The organism is Bacillus sp. JST-5, from assembly GCF_057747715.1.
This window is the reverse complement of the sequence record NZ_JBYLHW010000124.1, coordinates 1-2447: the sequence shown is the minus strand read 5'-3', so window position 1 is coordinate 2447 and position 2447 is coordinate 1. Positions and strand designations below refer to the sequence as shown.

Sequence of the window (2447 nt, the reverse complement as noted above, 5' to 3'; positions counted from 1 at the left end):
AGACCTCTTGGAGGGTGGAGTGACCACTGGCATAAAGAGAACAGCTATTCACGGAAGTTATAAAGACTTGCGTCAATGATCTTAATTGAACCGCCGTATACCGAACGGTACGTACGGTGGTGTGAGAGGTCGGGGGTTAGTCACCCCCTCCTACTCGATTTTGAATGCTACGTAAATCAAACCGTAAATCGATGTTAAGTACTAACTTCTTAAATGAGAGGAATAAACTTAAAAACGTAACTTTCGAAAAATCTTTTTCAATAAAAAACCATTTATTTATGATCTTATATAGTAAATTTCGTAATTTAATCAAAGCTCAGTGATATGATCTCCAGTCACCTTTTTATCATGAACGAGTGTTAAAATTATTAATCCAATAGTGAATAAAGTAGTTAAAATCAATCCGATATATTGCAAACGAATTATCTTATCCAACTTCTTTTTCACACTATGACACTCTCCAACACATTTTGAATTAAGTTTGTGCAATAAAATGAAAATTATTCAATTTTTGGTGGAAATAAACAAAAAATCCTCTGAAAGATTTCAGAGGATTTATATTAACTGTTCTGAACTAATTTTTTCTTATTCTTTTCCTTCATTAATAAATACAAATATAATGCGACGGAAGACAATACAGAACATGCAGCAACAATATAAATTGCGCTATAACTAAACATGTATGCTATTTGTCCAAAAGCTAGTGCCCCAGCACCAACACCAAGATCAAAAAAGGAGAAGAACGTAGCATTCGCCATACCTTTTCGATTATTTGGAGCTTTCTCAACTGCCCATGCTTGTAATGCTGGTTGAACAGATCCAAAACCTAATCCATAAATAGCAGCAGCAATTAATAGAGTGATGCTATTCGGTAACCATGCAAGTAAGAGCATAGCGATTAATACAAGAATAGTACCTGGTAAAAAAATTGCTTTATGTCCTTTTCGATCATAAATTCTTCCAGAAAATGTTCGAGAGATAAATAAAAAGACGGCATATATAAGAAAATACCACTCAATCCCACCAATATCTTTTTGAAGAGTATATAAAGGTAAAAAGGTTGAAATCCCTCCTAAAGTTGCTGTTAGAAAAAATAAGAGAAGGGAAGGTTCAATCGCACTTTTTTCAAAAATATCAAATCTTTTATTTTTTAATTGCTGAACTTTTGGAGTTTGGTTCACTTGTTTATAACGAACTTGTGAAGCTAGCAATAATGAAATGATCCCTAATATTCCACAAATGATAAATAACTGTGTAAAAGACAAATAATTTGCTAATGTTAAACCTAGTGATGGGCCAAGAGCTAAAGCTAAATTTCCCGATAAGCCAAAATAACCTAAACCTTCTCCACGTCTTTTGGGAGGAATTAAATCCGTTGCAATTGTTCCAGAAGCAGTAGTAGCAAATCCCCATCCTAACCCTTGAATTACACGGAGTATGATTAAAATAAAGATGCTAAATATAAGTGCAAATACACCAACAGCAAAGGCAAATATTGTGACTCCGAGCATGTAAACGAATTTTCTTCCCTTTGTTTCTAATGCTGATCCCGCATATGGTCGAATGATAAGAGCAGAAAATGTAAAAATTCCAGTAATGACTCCAATAAATTGTTCGCTTTCTCCTAAGTATTCAATAAATAACGGAATAGTAGGCAGAGCCATTTGAAAGCTTAAAAAAATAAAAAAGTTTGCTAGACAAATAAGGATAAAATCTCTCGTCCAAATTTTTTCTTCTTGCGAAACGGAATGTACCTCTGCATGTGCTTGCATATAAGTCGATCCTTTCTCCTAAATTTAACTAAAACCTTTTACCAAATCTCATCCAAATGATCAGCATAAAACGATAGCGCACGTTCATATTTCTTTATATCTTTATTTGTTGTCGTTTCAATTAACGTTTTTAGCAACATGGACAATGCCTCGGTATGTTGGTTTAAATTGTGCAAAACAATCGAATAAAAAACTAGGAATTCTTTTGCGTCCGGGAACTCTTTCATACCTATATTTAGAATTTCTTTCGCTTTGTCATAATTACCAATGCTACGATATGTACTACCGAGTCCAAGTAGAACTTCTCTTCGCAAAGGAGGAGGTAAATCAAGAGTTAATGCTTTTTCATAATAGGGAATGGCTTCCCGTTCGTATCCTAATGAATCATGAGCGAAGGCTGTATATGCATAGGCCACACCATTTTTTGGTTCAGCGTTGACCCATTTTTTACATATCTTTAATGCTTCTTCAAATTTCTTATCTTTCAATAGGTCTTTTACTGATTGACGATTCATATCAGATTCACCATCCTTCTAAGTATATGTAAACATATGACAGTTAAAAATGCTATAAAAAAACGAGGATGATTTCCTCGTTACAGACTGTCGACAAACCCCAACTCAAATGCTTCATTTGAGTTGGGGTTTGTCTTTTTTTGCTCATCATTTTCTAAGA

Annotated in this window: 2 protein-coding genes; both read right to left on the bottom strand. The window is 34.1% G+C overall.

The window, feature by feature from the left end; all coding sequences use genetic code 11:
* Window positions 1-560: 560 nt before the first annotated feature.
* Window positions 561-1772 (bottom strand): MFS transporter, encoded by a 1212-nt coding sequence (locus AC3ASS_RS14025; RefSeq protein WP_488284127.1) that lies wholly within the window; start codon window positions 1770-1772, stop codon window positions 561-563.
* A 38-nt stretch (window positions 1773-1810) separates the two neighbouring features.
* Window positions 1811-2287 (bottom strand): tetratricopeptide repeat protein, encoded by a 477-nt coding sequence (locus AC3ASS_RS14020; protein ID WP_488284126.1) that lies wholly within the window; start codon window positions 2285-2287, stop codon window positions 1811-1813.
* Between the last annotated feature and the right edge of the window lie 160 nt (window positions 2288-2447).

Excerpts from the sequence above, each read along its gene's own strand:
- AC3ASS_RS14020 (WP_488284126.1), bottom strand. The coding sequence starts at position 2,287 with ATGAATCGTCAATCAGTAAAAGACCTATTGAAAGATAAGAAATTTGAA.
- AC3ASS_RS14025 (WP_488284127.1), bottom strand. The coding sequence starts at position 1,772 with ATGCAAGCACATGCAGAGGTACATTCCGTTTCGCAAGAAGAAAAAATT.